This window comes from Lacrimispora sp. YZC11, assembly GCF_057543815.1.
On sequence record NZ_BAAJYQ010000020.1, the window covers coordinates 246,350 to 263,985 of the forward strand.

12 protein-coding genes are annotated in these 17,636 nt (G+C 47.1%); 11 read left to right on the plus strand and 1 reads right to left on the minus strand.

Annotation, left to right across the window (positions count from 1 at the left end; genetic code table 11):
- Window positions 1–57 precede the first annotated feature (57 nt).
- The 7 genes from AC27IJ_RS22635 (at window position 58) to AC27IJ_RS22665 (ending at window position 9,887) form a co-directional block, all read left to right on the plus strand.
- The gene (locus AC27IJ_RS22635) at window positions 58–897 is read left to right on the plus strand and encodes a transketolase (protein ID WP_487150905.1); all 840 of its coding nucleotides are present in this window, start codon (window positions 58–60) and stop codon (window positions 895–897) included.
- Window positions 882–1,826, plus strand: a complete 945-nt coding sequence (locus AC27IJ_RS22640) for a transketolase family protein (protein WP_487150907.1) — start codon at window positions 882–884, stop codon at window positions 1,824–1,826. Before AC27IJ_RS22635 ends, AC27IJ_RS22640 begins: the two co-directional genes overlap by 16 nt.
- A 279-nt stretch (window positions 1,827–2,105) precedes the next feature.
- On the plus strand, window positions 2,106–3,791 hold the full coding sequence (gene kdpA / locus AC27IJ_RS22645) for a potassium-transporting ATPase subunit KdpA (protein ID WP_312440956.1): 1,686 nt from the start codon (window positions 2,106–2,108) through the stop codon (window positions 3,789–3,791).
- A 15-nt stretch (window positions 3,792–3,806) separates the two neighbouring features.
- A complete protein-coding gene (kdpB, locus tag AC27IJ_RS22650) occupies window positions 3,807–5,864 on the plus strand; it encodes a potassium-transporting ATPase subunit KdpB (protein ID WP_312440958.1) in 2,058 nt (685 codons plus the stop codon).
- Between the two features lie 14 nt (window positions 5,865–5,878).
- Window positions 5,879–6,454, plus strand: a complete 576-nt coding sequence (locus AC27IJ_RS22655) for a potassium-transporting ATPase subunit C (protein WP_312502394.1) — start codon at window positions 5,879–5,881, stop codon at window positions 6,452–6,454.
- Window positions 6,455–6,483: 29 nt separating this feature from the next.
- Window positions 6,484–9,174, plus strand: a complete 2,691-nt coding sequence (locus tag AC27IJ_RS22660) for a sensor histidine kinase KdpD (RefSeq protein WP_312440960.1) — start codon at window positions 6,484–6,486, stop codon at window positions 9,172–9,174.
- A gap of 2 nt (window positions 9,175–9,176) precedes the next feature.
- The gene (locus tag AC27IJ_RS22665) at window positions 9,177–9,887 is read left to right on the plus strand and encodes a response regulator (RefSeq protein ID WP_312440961.1); all 711 of its coding nucleotides are present in this window, start codon (window positions 9,177–9,179) and stop codon (window positions 9,885–9,887) included.
- Window positions 9,888–9,967: 80 nt separating this feature from the next.
- Here the strand turns inward: AC27IJ_RS22665 and AC27IJ_RS22670 are convergent, their stop codons facing one another.
- On the minus strand, window positions 9,968–10,450 hold the full coding sequence (locus AC27IJ_RS22670) for an S-ribosylhomocysteine lyase (protein WP_312440962.1): 483 nt from the start codon (window positions 10,448–10,450) through the stop codon (window positions 9,968–9,970).
- A gap of 268 nt (window positions 10,451–10,718) precedes the next feature.
- Here AC27IJ_RS22670 and AC27IJ_RS22675 point away from each other — a divergent pair, with 268 nt between their 5' ends.
- The 4 genes from AC27IJ_RS22675 to AC27IJ_RS22690 all read left to right on the plus strand — a co-directional run bounded on the left by AC27IJ_RS22675 (window position 10,719) and on the right by AC27IJ_RS22690 (window position 17,517).
- Window positions 10,719–11,495 (plus strand): GntR family transcriptional regulator, encoded by a 777-nt coding sequence (locus AC27IJ_RS22675; RefSeq protein WP_312440963.1) that lies wholly within the window; start codon window positions 10,719–10,721, stop codon window positions 11,493–11,495.
- A 100-nt stretch (window positions 11,496–11,595) separates the two neighbouring features.
- Window positions 11,596–12,957 (plus strand): NCS2 family permease, encoded by a 1,362-nt coding sequence (locus AC27IJ_RS22680; protein ID WP_312440964.1) that lies wholly within the window; start codon window positions 11,596–11,598, stop codon window positions 12,955–12,957.
- A gap of 13 nt (window positions 12,958–12,970) precedes the next feature.
- Entirely contained in the window at window positions 12,971–14,743 is a 1,773-nt protein-coding gene (gene ade / locus AC27IJ_RS22685) for an adenine deaminase (protein ID WP_487150912.1), read from the plus strand.
- A gap of 167 nt (window positions 14,744–14,910) precedes the next feature.
- Window positions 14,911–17,517, plus strand: a complete 2,607-nt coding sequence (locus AC27IJ_RS22690) for a cation-translocating P-type ATPase (protein WP_312502389.1) — start codon at window positions 14,911–14,913, stop codon at window positions 17,515–17,517.
- The last annotated feature ends 119 nt before the right edge of the window (window positions 17,518–17,636 follow it).

Here is a 17,636-nt window from a genome sequence, read left to right on the forward strand (position 1 = left end):
CTTCTTTCACCGGAAGACATAAATTGGCTGTAAGATATTGTAGAAAGAGGGATTGGAATGGAGTATATGGAGTTGAAATTAATAGCCAATGATATTCGAAAAGGAATCATTGATGCCGTATACCATGCGGGCTGCGGACATCCGGGCGGGTCTTTGTCCGCAGCAGATATACTGACATATTTATTTTTCAAAGAGTTGAACATAGATGAAAAAAATGCAGGAAAAGCAGACCGTGACCGGTTTGTCTTATCCAAGGGTCATATAACGCCGGGATATTATGCAGTTCTGGCCCGGCGGGGATTTTTCCCTGTGGATGAACTATCGACTTTTCGGAAAATAGGTTCCAGGTTGCAGGGGCATCCGGATATGAAGAAGACACCTGGTGTGGATATGTCCAGTGGTTCCTTGGGACAGGGTATTTCAGTTGCTGCTGGGATGGCTTTGTCAGGGAAGCTTTCTTCTGAAAACTACCGTGTCTATACTCTGGCAGGTGACGGGGAGATACAGGAAGGGCAGGTATGGGAAGCTGCTATGTTTGCAGCCCACAGGAAATTAGACAATCTGGTAGTGATTGTGGATAATAACAATCTCCAGATCGACGGAACCGTGGAAGAAATCTGTTCTCCTTATCCCATTGATAAGAAGTTCGAAGCGTTTGGGTTTCAAGCCATGATTGTCAACGGCCATAACTTTGAGGAACTGGAAAAGGCATTTTTAGCGGCAAAGCAGACAAAAGGGAAACCAACGGTTATCATTACAAAAACAATAAAGGGAAAAGGCATTTCATTTATGGAAAATAATCTGTCCTGGCATAGCGGCGTACTTAGTGAGGAACAGTATCAGCTTGCCATGGATGAATTGGAAAGGGAAAGGATGTTATTATGTCAGGGATCATAAAGAAAGCAACCAGGGACAGCTATGGTGAAGCATTAGTAGAATTAGGCAATGCCCATGAAGATCTATATGTATTGGACGCAGATTTGGCTTCGGCAACAAAAACCGCCTTTTTTAGAAAAGCATTTCCTGACAGGCATATTGACTGCGGGATTGCGGAGTGTAATATGATGGGAGTTGCAGCAGGATTGTCTTTAACAGGTAAAGTTCCCTTTGCCAGTTCCTTTGCCATGTTTACGGCGGGCCGTGCTTTTGATCAGATACGTAATTCCATCGGATACCCCGGATTAAATGTTAAAATTGGGGCCACTCACGGCGGGATCTCAGTTGGAGAGGATGGAGCCACTCATCAATGCAATGAGGATTTTGCTCTCATGAGGACCATACCGGGAATGGTTGTCATATGCCCTTCTGATGACATGGAAACAAAAGCGGCGGTAAAAGCTTCATACGAACATAGGGGGCCTGTTTATTTAAGATTTGGAAGAGTCCCTGTTCCGTTCATTAATCTGAGGGAGAACTATCATTTTGAGATTGGGAAAGGGGTCGTTTTAAAAGAGGGCGGGGATATTACTGTCATTGCAAATGGGATCCTGGTAAATGAAGTGCTGGAAGCAGAGAAAATATTGGCGGAAAAAGGGCTTCATGCACAAATAATAAATATCCATACCATTAAGCCTTTGGATAAGGATTTAGTGATTCAGTCAGCAAAAAAGACCGGGAAGATTGCAGTCGTGGAGGAGCATTCCATTATCGGTGGGTTAGGAAATGCAGTGTGTGATGCTCTGTCTGAAAATTATCCGGTCCCTGTTTTAAAGATAGGCATTAATGACGTCTATGGAAGATCCGGCTCTGCAAGGGAACTGCTAAGAGAGCATGAACTGGATTCAGAAAGTCTGGCAAAACGTATACTCGGTTTTTATAATCAATGATAATAAAACACACCATGGAGGGAGGGCCCTGGTGTGTTTTATTTTGCGGTTTTTCAGGGAAGGATGCATAGAAGACATTATCTTGACAACTTCTTGACATGGTGCCTTTTCATTTTGACACCGTCTTGATTATTTCTCTGATATGATTGTGAGCATAGGGAGAAGAAAAATAAAAGGATCAGGAGATGATATCATGGGAGCTGTTTTGATGCTGGTAAGCATTATCGGTGTTTTGTTATTAATTTATTTATTTTATATTTTATTTCGAGGTGACCAGTTATGAGCCATATTGTTATGCAAGACATATTTTATATTGCTGTTTTAGTTGGATTGTCCATTCCATTGGGTATTTATATATACAAGGTTATGTCTGGGCAAAGGGTTTTTCTGACTACGGTCCTTGCTCCTGTGGAGAAAGGGATTTATAAGCTGATGGGCATTTCCGCCGAGGAAGAGATGAATGCAGGAAAGTATGCGATCTCTGTTTTCTTATTCAGCGGAGCAGGCTTTGTTTTTCTTTTCGGATTATTGATGCTTCAGGGATTTTTGCCATTTAATCCGGAGGGGATGAAAGGAACCAGCTGGCATTTGGCTTTTAACACTACTGCCAGCTTTATTTCCAATACCAACTGGCAATCATATTCAGGCGAATCCACCCTGTCCTATTTCACCCAGTTTTCGGGTCTTGCGGTCCAGAACTTCGTGTCAGCCGCAACGGGAATCGCCGTCCTCTTTGCACTGATCAGAGGCTTTGTCCTGAAACAGAAAAAAACAATTGGGAATTTTTGGGCGGACCTGGTTAAGTCCACGCTTTACATCCTGATCCCGATTTCCTTTCTCGTGGCTTTGCTGCTTGTTTCACAAGGGGTTGTACAGACATTTGGTTCCTATAAAGAAGTTGCCATGCTGGAAAATGGGGCCTTACAGACAATTCCCTTAGGCCCTGCGGCAAGCCAGATTGCGATCAAGCAGCTTGGAACAAACGGGGGCGGCTTCTTTGGGATGAACTCTGCGTTTCCTCTTGAGAATCCAACTGCCTTCTCCAACTTTATACAGGCCTTGTCCATTCTGCTGATTCCTGCGGCTCTTTGCGTAAGCTTTGGAAGGGCAGTAAAAGACAGCAGGCAGGGGCGGTCAATCTACATTGCCATGATGATTTTCTTTATAGCCGCTCTTGCTGCAGCAACCATAAGCGAACAGTTTGCGGCGCCTGTGTTTGAACACGCAGCAGCCTCCGGCAGCATGGAGGGCAAGGAAGTGGTTCACGGCGTCGGTGCTTCCTCATTATGGGCAGTGGTGACCACGGCGGCGTCCAACGGTTCTGTGAACGCCATGCACGACAGCCTTACTCCCTTTGGGGGAATGGTTTCCATGTTCCTCATGCAGCTTGGAGAAATTGTATTCGGCGGCGTGGGAAGCGGACTTTATGGAATGCTTGCATTTGTGCTCCTTACAGTATTTATAGCAGGCTTAATGGTTGGCCGGACTCCGGAGTATCTGGGGAAAAAGGTAGAGCCTTTTGATATGAAAATGGTTTGTTTAATCGTTCTCGTCCCCCCGCTTCTAACGCTTATAGGAACTTCTGCCGCCGTCTCCATGCCTGGTGCCCGGTCATGGCTGACCAATTCAGGAGCCCATGGATTTTCGGAGATTTTATATGCCTTTTCTTCCATGGCTAATAACAACGGCAGTTCCTTTGGAGGATTTTATGGGAACACCCCGTTTACAAATATCTTAGGTGGGATCATTATGCTGATGGTCCGGTTCATTCCCATGACAGCCGTCATTTTCCTTGCCGGCAATATGGCAAAGAAAAAGGCTGTTGCCGTCAGCGAGGGCACATTATCCACCAGCAATGGAATATTTGTTGGACTTTTGATCGGAGTTATCCTCATCATAGGCGCGCTGAGCTTTTTACCGGCGCTGGCACTTGGTCCGATTGCCGATTTCTTTACAATGAAGTGATAGAAGGTGATTAAAATGGAAAAAAAGAGTGTTGACAAAAGCATCTTTTATGATGCGCTGAGGCAGTCCTTTATCAAGCTGTCTCCCAGGGTGCAGGTGAAAAATCCTGTCATGCTGGTAGTTTATATAGGAGCGGTCCTGACCGGTGTTTTGTATTTTCTTTCCTTTGCAGGTCTTAAGGATGAAAATTCGGGTTATACCTTAACCATATCCCTGATTTTATGGTTTACTGTTCTGTTTGCCAACTTTGCAGAAGCCATTGCAGAGGGTCGTGGACGGGCACAGGCAGACAGTCTGCGCAGTGCCAAAAAGGACGTTAAGGCAAGAAAACTGAAATCCCCTTCTAATATTGACGATTATACTGAGGTCCTTTCCAATACCCTGAAAAAGGGTGATGTCGTATATGTCAGGGCAGGGGAGCAGATTCCGATGGATGGGGAAGTGATCGATGGGGCAGCCTCTGTGGACGAAAGCGCCATTACCGGGGAATCAGCTCCGGTCATCCGGGAATCAGGCGGCGACCGAAGCGCTGTCACAGGAGGAACCACCCTGGTGTCTGACTGGCTGATCATTGAAGTAACAGCGGAAGCAGGAGAAAGCTTCCTTGATAAAATGATATCCATGGTGGAAGGCGCAGCCAGAAAGAAAACGCCCAATGAAGTGGCTTTGCAGATTTTGCTTATAACCCTTACCATCATCTTTCTTGTGGTTACGGCAGCCCTGCGGCCCTTTACCGGCTTTGCAAGCCTTCAGGCGGGCTCTGGTTCCGCCATTTCCATCACCAATGTCATTGCCCTTCTGGTATGCCTTGCCCCTACTACCATTGGCGCGCTTCTTTCTTCTATCGGCATAGCGGGCATGAGCCGCTTAAATCAGGCCAATGTTCTGGCAATGAGCGGGCGGGCCATTGAAGCTGCCGGTGATGTGGATGTGCTGCTGCTTGATAAGACCGGGACCATTACCCTGGGAAACCGTCAGGCCAGCGAATTTATGCCGGTGGCTGGGGTCACAGAGCAGGAGCTTGCCGATGCGGCGCAGTTGTCCTCTCTTGCTGACCAGACAGCGGAAGGAAGAAGCATTGTGGTACTGGCAAAGGAACGGTTTGAGATACGGGGCAGGGAGCTTTCGACCCTGGGGGCAAGTTTTGTGGAATTTACGGCAAAGACTAGGATGAGCGGCATCGACTATCAGGGGAATGAGATCCGGAAGGGTGCTGCCGATACCATCAAAGCATATGTGATGGAAAAGAGCGGCAAATACCCGGAGGAATGTGAGAACCTGGTAAGACGCGTGGCTGAGGCAGGAGGCACCCCCCTTGTGGTGGCAAAGAACAACCAGGTAATGGGTGTGGTCTATTTAAAGGACATTGTGAAAAACGGCGTAAAGGAACGCTTTGAAGATCTGCGTAAAATGGGCATCAAAACCATTATGATCACCGGCGACAATCCTATGACAGCTGCTGCTATCGCTGCAGAAGCGGGCGTTGATGATTTCCTTGCGGAAGCCACGCCGGAAGCAAAGCTGGCCCTCATCCGTGATTACCAGGCCAAAGGTCATCTGGTCGCCATGACAGGAGACGGTACAAACGATGCTCCTGCCCTGGCCCAGGCAGATGTTGCGGTGGCCATGAATTCAGGCACACAGGCTGCCAAAGAGGCAGGAAACATGGTGGATTTAGACTCCAGTCCCACCAAGCTCATCGATATTGTGCGGATCGGCAAGCAGCTTTTAATGACAAGAGGTTCCTTGACGACCTTTAGTGTGGCAAACGATGTGGCAAAGTATTTTGCCATCATTCCCGTATTGTTTTTCGGCATCTATCCCCAGCTTGAAGCCTTGAATTTCATGAGGCTGACCAGTGCCACAAGTGCCATGCTTTCAGCGATCATTTATAACGCGCTGATTATTATCGCACTGATTCCCCTGGCACTTAAAGGGGTAAAATACCGGGAGCTGCCTGCTGAAAAGCTGTTAGCAAGGAACTTACTGGTCTATGGTCTTGGCGGGATCTGTGCGCCTTTTCTCGCAATTAAGCTGATTGATATGATTCTGACCGCATGCGGTCTTACGTGAGGTGAATGGATACAATGAAAACCATGAAATTATTTAGAGCCGCCGTCGTATGTTTTGGCATAATGACCGTATTGTGCGGCGCCGTTTATACGGCTGCTGTCACGGGCGCCGCCCAGCTTTTGTTTCCGGACCAGGCGGGCGGCAGCATGATAGTTGTGGCTCAAAAGGACGGAACACAAAAGGAATACGGGTCCCAGTGGCTGGCTCAGGAATTTACAAAGCCCGGGTACCTGATTGGAAGGCCCTCAGGCGTATCAAACCTCTCCCCTGTCAGCGAAGAGCAGCAAAAGCTTGTTCTGGACCGCATAAGCTGGTGGCATTCCCTTGATCCAGACAATCAGGCGGATATTCCCATGGATCTGGTTACGGCCTCAGGAAGCGGCGTTGACCCTCATATTTCTCCTGAGGCGGCGGAATACCAGGTGGCAAGAATCGCGGCAGCAAGGGACATGACAGAGGAAGAAGTGAGAAGCATTATAAAGACCTGTACGAAGGAACGCTTTCTTGGGTTTATCGGCGAACCGGCCGTCAATGTTTTAGAGGTGAATTTGACTCTTGATGGTTTGCTGCAGGCAAAAAAAGTGGTATGATATCTATATAGTAAGGTGGTGGAATATAGATGGAATCATTTGATCACAGACCTGACCCTGATTTGATTTTAGAGGATATTCAGACCCAGCGGGATCAAAGGCCGGGCAGGCTGAAAATATATTTTGGATATGCCGCCGGCGTGGGAAAAACTTATGCAATGCTTGACGACGCCCAGGAACGCGCGAAAAGCGGGATAGACGTTTTAGTCGGCTATATCGAACCTCATACCCGTCCTGAGACCATGCAGAAGCTGCATGGTCTGACGGTGCTTCCGCCTAAAGACGTATCATACCGCAATATGGAGCTAAAGGAATTCGACTTGGATAAGGCCCTGGAGTTTAAGCCGGAATTAATTCTTGTGGATGAGCTGGCCCATACTAATGCAGAGGGCGGGAGGAACAAAAAACGATATCAGGACATTGAAGAGCTTCTGGAAGCCGGGATTGATGTTTATACAACAGTCAATGTCCAGCACATGGAGAGCTTAAATGACGTTATCGACAACATCACTAAGGTAAGGGTCCGGGAAACTGTGCCGGATTATATCTTTGACCGGGCTGAGAAAATTGAACTGGTGGATATTGAACCGGATGAACTGCTGCGACGCCTTGAAGTAGGAAAGATATACCGTTCTGACCGGGCGGAAACGGCCATGCAGAATTTTTTCACACAGGAGAACTTACGGCTTTTGCGGGAGATCGCCCTGCGCAGCGCTGCGGATAAGATCAGCTCAGAGAATCAGAGCGAGCGGAGCTTATCTGATAAAATGGCCAATACCAAGCTGCTTGTCTGCATCGGCCCGTCACCCTCATCGGCAAAATGCATCCGGTGGACAGCGCGGGCGGCGGAGGCGTTTCACGCAAGCTGGGTCGCATTATACGTGGAAGATATAGATAGTGAAGGTTTTACCGCTGAACAGCAGAAAACGATCCGGGCGAATCTGGATCTGGCAGATAAGCTGGGGGCAGAGATCGTCAACCTGACCGGACATGATATTGCCGTTACCGTATCGGAATATGCCAAGCTTTCCGGTATCACCAATATCGTAGTGGGTAAAAGCAGAAATAAGAAAACCCTTAAAAATCTGTTTGACATGGCTTTTGAAGACAAGCTCATCTCTCTTTTGCCTAACATAGAAATTCACATCATACCAGGAATCATTACCAGGCGCAGCTATAGGAAGCCGAGGAATGTGAGGCATGAGAATTTCCGCTTTACCTGGGGGGATACCGTAAAGACTCTTTCTATATTGGCGGCTGCCACCCTGCTGTCCCTTTGGCTTCACCAGTTTGACGTCATGGACCAGAATATTATTATGGTTTATATTTTCTCCGTCTTGCTGGTTTCCCGTATGACGGAAGGGTATGGATACGGGATCTTTGCTTCCGCAGTCGGCGTATTGACCTTTAATTTCTTCTTTACAGAGCCTTATTTCACCTTAAACGCAATTCAAGCCGGCTACCCACTTACTTTTGCCATCATGCTTCTGGTAGCTTTGATTACCAGCGCTTTGACCGTGCGCATGAAGGCGGAAGCGAGGCTGGCCGTAAAGAGGGAACACCGTACGGAGATCCTGTATGAAATCAATAAAAAGCTCCTTGCCACAAGGGGCCTTGACCGGATCGTAGCCCTTACAAATGACTACGTGGTGAAGCTGTTTGGACGGTCCATAATCTTTTTCACCACTGACCCGGAACATGGGGAGGATGGTGAAGTGGGGCAGGCGGACGATGACATCGGTTCCTCTGTCTTAAACTCCGCCGATGAAAAGGCGGTTGCCCACTGGGTGTTCTTAAACCAGAAACGGGCGGGAGCGGGGACCGATACTCTGATGGGAGCGGCGGCATTTTATATGCCTGTGATCTCTCAGGGAAAGGTTATTGCCGTCTGGGGAATTTCCTGCGGAAAAGAAAATCTTGACCATAATGCCCGTCTGTTTTTGCGCATGATCGCTTCCCAGGTGGCAATGGCCCTGGAGCGGCAGCATCTTTCCGATGAGCAGCGGAACATTATGGTGGAATCGGAAAAGGAAAAGATGCGGAGCACCCTTTTGCGGGCAATCTCCCATGATCTGCGCACGCCTCTTGCGGGCATCCTGGGAGCTAGCTCTGTGATCCGTGAAAATGGGGAAATGCTTGATGAAAATACACGGAACAGCCTGGTCGCCAACATACAGGAGGAATCACAGTGGCTCATACGCATGGTGGAAAATCTGCTTTCCGTGACGCGGATCAATGAGTCTGCCTCCAATCTTAAGAAAAGCCCGGAGGCAGCGGAGGAGGTTGTCGGGGAGGCCGTCAGCCGTATTAAGAGAAGATTCCCCCAGAGCAAAATCTTTGTTCAAGTTCCGGAGGAATTCTTAGAGGTCCCAATGGATGGAACCTTAATCGTACAGGTGCTGATCAATCTTCTTGAGAATGCCATAAAATATTCTTCAGACGATTCCTCCATTGAGGTCCGTTTGGAGAGAGATGGAACATGGGCCAGGTTTGAGGTGCTGGACAGGGGGAGAGGGATTCCCAATGAGGATCTTCCCTATCTGTTTTCAGGCTATAAGCCCTGCGAAAGCAGGAGTGCCGATTCCTCCAGAGGAATGGGGATCGGCCTGTCCATCTGCAAAACCATTGTCAATGCTCATCAGGGAAACTTAGAGGCTGAAAACAGAAAGGATGGAGGAACGGTATTCCGCTTCACTCTGCCTTTGAAAGGAAGTGAATAAATATGGATATAAAACCAACGGTGCTGATCATTGAAGATGAAGATGCGATATGCAATTTTATATCTGCCATTCTGACCTCAAACGGTTATCAGGTGGTTAAGGCCAAAACAGGGAAGGAAGGGCTTTCCATGTTTACCTCTCATGTTCCCGATATCATTCTTCTGGACTTGGGTCTGCCGGACATTGACGGATTAGAGATACTTAAGAATATACGTCAATGGTCGAAGACCCCTGTGATCGTGGTCTCCGCCCGCGGGCATGAGCGTGAAAAGGTGGCTGCCCTTGATTTTGGAGCTGATGATTACATCGTAAAGCCATTCGGGACCTCGGAACTTCTTGCCCGGATACGGACGGCAATGCGGCACAGCCCTCAATCAGCCGCAGCGGAAACCCTGGGAGAAGAAAAGGTCACCATCGGGAAGCTGGAAATCGATTATAACAAACGGGTCGTATACAAAGCCGGAGAAAGAATCCATTTAACTCCGATTGAATATAAGCTGTTGGTTTTACTGTCTAAAAATGCGGGCAAGGTGCTTACCCATGATTTTATCATACGGGAAATATGGGGGGTATATACCGATGAAAGCCATACCCTTCGTGTCAACATGGCGAATATAAGGAGAAAGATAGAGGCAAATCCCGGAGCTCCCCAGTATATTCTTACGGAAATGGGCGTTGGATACCGGATGGTGGAGGAATTGGATGAAGGGTAAAAGAAAAGAGCCGGCAGAGAGGGCCATGATATGTCCTCTTTGCCGGCTTTTAACAAATAATCAGTTTCATAACCTGGCTTTTAGTCCTCAGGATAAATAAGCTGGTCGTCATCGATTCCATATAGTACAGAATCAAGGAATTTTCCGGCCAGGTATTTTGCCATGCCAAGATTCATGTCCAGGTAATTGCCGCAGTCTCTTGCTGCCGCGCCTGGCACCTCGCCTTCAAAATCCCGGATAAATTCATACATTTCCGTGATCAATGGGACAATGTCCCCGGACTTGTAATCACCGGACAGCAGAAGGTAAAAGCCGGTGCGGCAGCCCATGGGTCCAAAGTACAAAATACGGGAAGAAAAGAATTCGTGGTTGCGCAGGAAAGTGGCTCCCAGATGCTCAATGGTGTGGATTTCCGCCGTATTCATAACTGGCTCAAAGTTAGGGCGGGTCATGCGGATATCAAAGGTAGTAATGACAGAGTCCCCGGCCTGATCCCTGCGGGAGACATAGATGCCTGGAAGAAGTTTCAAATGGTCGATGGTAAAACTTGTTATTTTTTCCATATTTATCATGTCCTTTCTTATCATGGTTGCTTACGGTTTGCGGGTTGCTCATCCCATGATCAAATTATAATAAAAAAAACGGTCCCCTGCAATAGGAAACAAATATAAACGGCTCATCTCCAAAACTGAATTTGCCAATGGCAAATGATGTTTGTTTTCTTATCGAATGTTGTGGTAAATAGACAAAAAATGTCTGGATTTATCTGGATTATTTTCTGTATTGACAGAAATTCTTCGTGCTGATAAAATGATAATATGGTAATACCTTATGAAAGCGAGAGAGAATATGGAACTTCACCCAATGTTAAAACCCAATTTAAGCAGCTCAGTTAAGAATTATCTTTATAAATATATTCGAAGTCTGGATTTGGGGGGAAATACGAAGCTGCCGCCAGAGAATGAACTGTCTTCGAATCTTGGAGTCAGCAGGGTAACAGTGCGCCGGGCATTGGATGAACTGGAGAAGGAGGGGATAGTCCTAAGAATTCATGGAAGAGGAACATTTGTTAATCCGGAAGCTTTAAATATTCAAGTGAATCTTATGCCGGGAGAAGAATTTTCAAGGCTGATTGAATCCTGTGGTTATAAGGCCTCCTTCGAAGTTGCGGATGTCAGGAAGTTGAAAGCTGACGATGAGGTTATAAGGATTCTTCAACTGGAAGAAGGGGAAGAAATCTTTGAAGTTGAAAAGATTTATTTGGCAGATGGACATCCAGCCATAATCAGCATCGACCGTTTTGCATGTAGTTTGGCAGGAGATGATTTGAAACGAGAGGCTGTGGAAGGGAAGTCCACCTTTGATATCTTAAGAAAGTTTGGCGGATGCTTTATTGTCAGAGATAAAATCCGGATAGAAACCATGAACCGCAGGGAGATGGAGCAAGAAACCGTTTGTGGGCGGAAGATGGAGTGCGACAGTGTTTTAGTATTTCATGGGATAAATTACAATCAAGATAATAGACCGGTTATTTATGATACTGAATTTTATGATACAAAGTACATAAAATTCAGCCTTCTAAGAGTAAAGAATGTATATGAAGATTAGATTTAGTAAAAGAATAGAGTGCTGTAAAGTGCTTTATTTTTTAAAGAACAATAAGGTAATACCATATTATCATAATAACAAATAAGGGGAATATACTATTATGAGAGACAAACTGAATCAGTTTTTTCATCTTTCTGAGAGAGGGACGAATATTAAAACAGAGATATTGGCGGGGACCACAACATTTTTAACCTGTGTCTACATTGTGGCAGTAAATCCGGGAATCTTATCGGCGGCAGGAATGGACACAAAAGCAGTCTTCTGGGCAACGGCTGTGGCATCGGCCATTGCCTGTATCTGGATTGGAATCTGGGCGAATCTGCCATTTGCCCTTGCACCTGCCATGGGACTGAATGCTTATTTTACATATTATGTGTGCAACACACTTGGGCTTCCATGGCAGAATGCCTTAGCTTGTGTGGCGATATCCGGAATTACGTTTATGTTGTTAAGCATATTTAAGGTACAGCAGAAAATTGTGGATGCCATGCCGGACTGCATCAAACATTCCGTGGGTTCGGGGATTGGATTCTTTATTGCATTTACGGGGCTCATGCAAGCGGGAATCGTTACATCTTCTCCGGATACACTGCTGACGCTGGGGGATTTAGCCAATCCAGGAGCCCTGCTTGCACTCTTTGGGGTTTTCCTTACGGCAGTCCTGGTGATCAAGAAGGTCAGAGGCGCGATTCTGATTGGGATTCTGGTTGTGACTGCGCTTGGTATTTTGGTAAAAGATCCAATGACAGGAATAGCATATACAGTGATTCCGGACCGCATCATTTCTTTTGATAATCCGGTGGCTGCCATGGCGCCTACGTTTGGTAAGCTGACGTTAAAGGGGCTGTTTTCAGGAACACCGGAAATGGTGCTGGGAGTAATTTTCGCTATTGTCAGTTTCCTGTTTGTGGATCTGTTTGACAGTATCGGTGTTCTTTTGGGTGTTTCATCGAAGGCTGGCCTGATGGATGAGAAGGGGAATATTCCGTGCGCCGGTAAGGCGTTGTTTGTAAGTGCCGGCGGAGCGGCTGTTGGAGCACTGCTGGGAACGAATACGGTGACGATTTATGGAGCAGAAAGTGCAACCGGGATTAACGAAGGCGGAAGAACCGGTCTTACTGCCTGTGTGACGGGAGTACTGTTCTTGTTCACACTGTTTTTATCACCGTTGTTTCTTATGATTCCATCGATTGCTACTGCACCGGCCCTGGTTATGGTAGGGATCTTTATGATAGAACCATTAAGAAAGCTGCCGCTTGATGATGTTTCCATCGCGCTTCCGGTATTTCTCACAGTGGCCCTCATGCCATTTTCCTATAATATTGCATATGGAATCCTGTTTGGATTAATTGGATATACCATCGGACAGGTTGCTTCGGGCAAGGCAAAGGAAATGACAAAGACTGTGTGGGTGTTAACGGTTATCTTTATTGCATATCTGATACTGGAGATTATTTTATAGGAGAGAAATAAATATGAGAACATTTGAGGAAATAAAGAATACAATTGAGACAGGTCTGGGGAAGCATCCCTGTGATTTAAAGCTGGAACGTGTAAAACTAGTAAATGTATTTTCCGGTGAAGTGTATCCCACCAATATATATATTAAAAACAAGAGAATTGTGTCCATCGACCCTGACGCAGTCCTGGAAGCGGAACGTGTACTGGATTGTAAAGGGCAGTATGCGCTGCCGGGGCTGATTGACGCCCATATGCACTTTGAATCCACTATGCTTTCTCCGGAAGCGCTGGCTTCCGTAGTGGTTCCCCAGGGAACGACCACACTGTGTGCAGATTTGATGGAAATTGCAAATGTGGCAGGAGAGCAGGGGCTAAGGGCAATGCTCCAGTCTATGAACCGTCTTCCTTACAGAATGCTGATTGAGGTCTCTTCCCGGGTTCCGACTGCACCTGGACTTGAGACGACGGGAGCAGTTCTGGGGGCCAAGGAAGTGGCAGATATCATGGATTGGGATGAAAGCGTCAGCCTGGGTGAACTGGACCCATCAAAGATTCTCTTTGTAAAGGATGAATATCTCCATAAGATAGCGGATACGCTTTCACGGAGGAAACTGGTAAACGGACATGCCATAGGACGTCTGGGGCAGGAACTGAATGTATATGCTTCTTCAGGAATTTCCGACGACCATGAATGTGTAAATACTAATGAAATGCTGGAACGCCTGAAAGTGGGAATGAAGGTGTTTATCCGGGAAGGAAGCAGTGAGCGTAACGTGGACGAACTGGTAAAGGGAATTGTGGACAACCAGCTGGATACTTCAAATATCATGTTCTGCACCGATGATAAGCATGCCCGGGAGATACAGGTGGAAGGACATATTAACTATAATGTGTCAAGAGCTGTGGAACTGGGACTGGACCCGATAAAAGCGATTCAGATAGCAACGGTGAACACGGCAAAGCATTTTCGCATGGAAGATGAAATCGGAAGCATAACTCCCGGACGGTTGGCGGACATCCTGCTTGTGGAAGACTGGCGCATTGTAAAGCCTACCATGGTGATATTTGAGGGAAAAGTTGTTGCGGCAGACGGTGAACTTCTGGAAGAATGCAGGGTGAGTAATTATCCCCAATGGATTAAAAATACAGTAATCCTGAAAAATAAGATTACTTCAGATTCTTTCCGGGCAGCATCAAAGAATACAGATGGAACAACGGATATTCATGTAATTGATATGATTCCAAGGCAGATAATTAACCATCGTATCATAAAAGAGATGAAGGTAAAGAATGGTGTTATTATAACGGATGTGGAACAGGATATTCTTAAACTTGCAGTCGTGGAGAGGTATGGAAAAAATGGCAACGTTGGCGTTGGATTTGTCCGTGGATTCCAACTGAAGAAAGGGGCGCTGGCATATTCCATGTCCCATGACCACCATAATATCGTGGCAGTAGGGACGAATGATGAAGATATGGCGGCGGCAGTGAATGAAGTCGCCAGACTGAATGGAGGGTTGGCAGTAGCCTGTGACGGTGGGATATTAAACAGCATGGAGCTGCCGATTGGAGGCCTGATGAGTGAAAAAACAGCTGAAGAAGTGATGGCGCAGCTGGATATTCTTAATGGGGATGCAAAAATACTGGGCTGTGAGATGGAGGCTCCGTTCATGTCCCTGAGTTTTATTTCCCTTCCGACGGTTCCGGATCTTGGGTTGACTGATAAGGGGTTGGTGGATGTACTTGAACATAAACTGATTGAACTGGAGGTGGAGCAGGTAGATTGACCGTTGATCTCTTTCCATTATACAATGGATATCCACCGAGATAAAACCCATATTAAGCCGCCTGTTATACCTTGCTGTCCGGCTCATGTCGATAGCAAGCTAAAATCATTCATGAAATTCACTACCTGTCTCATACCATAGTATGAGAAACAGGAAGGAGCGTCAGAATGGAAGAATGGTTTCGTTTATCAGAGGATGAGGCCCTTGCTAAGCTCGGCGCAGGCAGGAACGGCCTGGATTCCAGGGAGGTCCTGAAGCGCAGGCAGTTATATGGTCCAAATACACTAAAGAAAGCGGAACGCAAAAGCGCTTTCCAGGTATTTCTGGACCAGTTTAAAGACCTGTTGGTCATCATCCTGATTATAGCAGCAGTAATTTCTATGATATCCGGTGACGTGGAAAGCACAGGAGTGATTTTTGCAGTGCTTCTGCTGAATGCGGTGCTGGGGACCGTAGAACACCAGAAGGCAGAAAAGTCCTTAGACAGTCTTATGGCCCTGTCGTCACCGGTAGCAAAGGTGATAAGAGAGGGGAAAAAGCAGGAAATTCTATCCAGGGAGATCGTTCCTGGGGACATCCTGCTCTTGGAAGCAGGGGATATGGTAGCGGCAGACGGCCGGATCCTGGAAAATTATTCCCTTTTGGTCAATGAAAGCTCCCTGACCGGAGAATCCATTAATGTGGAGAAACGGACGGGAAGGATCCGGGAAAAAAAGGTACCTTTGGCTGAGCAGACGAATATGGTGTTTTCCGGTTCCCTGGTGGCAGCAGGCAGGGCAAAGGTACTGATCACAGGTACCGGAATGGATACGGAAATCGGCAGGATCGCTTCCCTCATGAATGACACCGGAGAAAAAAAGACACCTCTTCAGGTAAGCTTAGACCAGTTCGGAAGCAGGCTGGCGGCAGGTATCCTGTTTATCTGTGCGGTGATCTTCGGCTTAAGCATCTACCGGAGGATGCCGGTCCTGGATTCCCTGATGTTTGCCGTAGCCCTGGCGGTTGCAGCGATTCCGGAAGCGTTAAGTTCCATTGTCACCATCGTTCAGGCAATGGGCACACAGAAAATGGCAGGAGAGAATGCCATCATAAAGGATTTAAAGGCAGTGGAAAGCCTTGGCTGTGTTTCGGTCATCTGCTCCGATAAGACGGGAACCCTGACCCAAAACCGCATGACCGTACAGCAAATCTACGTAAACAGCCGTCTTTATCCTCCGGAGCTCTTAAGCAAAGAGGTTCCAGTACATAAATATCTGTTGTATGATGCTGTTTTAAATAATGATTCCGCTTACATAGAAGGAAAGCTGTTGGGGGACCCGACGGAAGCCGCACTGGTACAGATGGCCGAAAGGGCGGGAATGAACGAGGAAGCCATGAAATCCTATTACCCCAGAGCAGGGGAGATCCCCTTTGATTCCCGGAGAAAGCTTATGAGCACCATGCACAGGATCGAAGGAAAAAGGGTCCTGTTCACAAAGGGAGCGGTGGATGTGCTGCTTCCCAGGATCAGCCATATATGGACTGGGGAAGGGATCCGCCTCATGAGGGAGGGGGACCGGCAGAACCTAATGGAGCAGAATATAGAATTTTCCAAACAGGGGCTCAGGGTTTTGACCTTTGCCTGCCGGGAAATGAATGAAGATGAAAGGCTGACGGAAAAATCAGAGGCCGGCTATACCTTTCTTGGAATGGTCGCGATGATGGATCCGCCCCGTCCGGAAACAAGGAATGCGGTGTTAAACGCCAAAAGAGCAGGCATCCGTACGGTTATGATTACAGGAGACCATAAGATCACTGCATCTGCCATAGCGGAGAAAATAGGCATTCTGGGAGACGAAGATATGGCAATCAGCGGACCGGAGCTTGATGATATGCCGGAGGAGGAATTGAGCCGAAAGCTGGAGCACATCAGCGTCTATTCCAGGGTTTCGCCGGAGCATAAAATACGGATCGTCCGCTCCTGGCAGAAAAAAGGCCACATCGTAGCTATGACAGGAGACGGGGTCAATGACGCTCCGGCCTTAAAACAGGCCGACATCGGGGTTGCCATGGGAAAAATGGGGACAGAAGTGTCAAAGGATGCCTCTGCCATGATCCTAACGGATGATAACTTTGCAACCATTATTAAGGCGGTTGCCAATGGCCGTAATGTTTACCGGAACATCCGGAATGCCATTAAATTTCTTTTATCAGGAAATATGGCCGGGATACTATGTGTATTGTATACATCCTTCCGGGCGCTTCCGCCTCCCTTTGCGCCGGTTCACTTACTGTTTATCAATCTTCTGACAGACTCTCTTCCAGCCATTGCCATTGGCATGGAAAAGGCGGAGGCAGATCTTTTGGCCCAAAAGCCCAGGAATCCCAAAGAAGGAATCTTAACAAAACGTTTTGTCCTTCAGGTTCTGCTACAGGGGGCCCTCATAGCGGCCTGTACCATGACCTCCTACCACACTGGCATGGTAACCGGAAGCGAGGCGGCCGCCAGCACCATGGCATTTTCCACCCTGACCCTGGCAAGGCTGTTCCACGGCTTTAACTGCAGAAGCGGTCATTCCATACTGAAGATCGGGCTTAAAAGCAATTTGTGGAGCATTATGGCCTTTGAGGCAGGAGCCGTTCTTTTGGCAGCCGTGCTGTTTATACCAAGACTTCATACCTTTTTTTATGTGGCAGATTTAAACGCAAGGCAGTTTATTACCATTTTTATATTTGCATTTATTCCTACGCTTGTGATCCAGGCATTTAAGACCATAAGAGAGAGCCTTCATTGAGAAAATAATAGCCTGAAATCTTGACATAATTTTTGCTCCATGGTAGTATTAAGTATACATAAATAGATAGCCTAAGAGATGACAGAGCCAGGTGATGAGTGCGGGTAACCGTTCATTTC